The 411-nt window shown below is 37.2% G+C and carries 1 protein-coding gene; it reads left to right on the forward strand.

The features are described 5' to 3' along the window. On the forward strand, positions 1-411 hold a 411-nt coding region (locus KH893_RS12665), incomplete at both ends, for a ribonuclease III family protein (protein ID WP_281166381.1).

The raw sequence follows: 411 nt of genomic DNA on the forward strand, positions 1-411 counted from the left end.
ATTATCAACGACTCGAGTTTTTAGGTGATTCTGTTATGCAATTGATTGTTGCTGACTATCTATTTACACGGTACCCAAATTGGGAAGAAGGTCAGTTGACGGAAATGCGAATCGCAATGGTTCAAAGCAAATCTTTTTCTCATTTTGCCAGATTGGCTGGTTTTAATCGTTACATTCGATTAGGAAAAGGCGAAGAACTTTCTGGTGCTCGTAATCGGGACAGTCTTTTGGAGGACATTTGGGAAGCATTTATCGGTGCTTTGTACAAAGACCAAGGCTCTAAATCGGTTTTTGTTTTTTTGAATAAAGCTTTTTTTCCGGCAATCGATGAAGGCTTTTTTGAAGAATTCATTGATTATAAATCTAAATTGCAGGAATTGCTTCAAAAAGCCGGTTCAGTTGATATTGAAT

Source organism: Liquorilactobacillus sicerae (genome assembly GCF_029916425.1).
Taxonomy (GTDB): domain Bacteria; phylum Bacillota; class Bacilli; order Lactobacillales; family Lactobacillaceae; genus Liquorilactobacillus; species Liquorilactobacillus sicerae.